Source organism: Microbacterium sp. GbtcB4, assembly GCF_019091465.1.
In the GTDB taxonomy this organism is placed as follows: Bacteria; Actinomycetota; Actinomycetes; order Actinomycetales; family Microbacteriaceae; genus Microbacterium; species Microbacterium paraoxydans.
Window position 1 is genome coordinate 1 of the sequence record NZ_JAGXJJ010000403.1, and the last position, 244, is coordinate 244.

Annotated in this window: 1 pseudogene; it reads left to right on the top strand. The window is 75.0% G+C overall.

Annotated elements, in window-relative coordinates:
- Positions 1 to 244: pseudogene (locus KVS71_RS18300) on the top strand (3-hydroxyacyl-CoA dehydrogenase); the annotation flags it as partial.

Below are 244 nucleotides of genomic sequence, written 5' to 3' on the forward strand. Positions count from 1 at the left end.
GGCGGCGTGCCCGCCAAGCACGTGCCGATCGCCCGCGAGCTCGCCCGCCGCGCCCTCCGCGTGTGCACGATCGCCCCGGGCATCATGGAGACGCCGATGCTCATGGGCCTCCCGCAGGAGGCGCAGGACTCGCTGGGACAGCAGGTGCCGTCCCCCGCTCGCCTCGGCCGCCCCGACGCGTACGCCCCCCTCGGGCTGCAGGCCGACGATAACGGCTACCTCAAGGGTGAGCCCATCCGCCTCG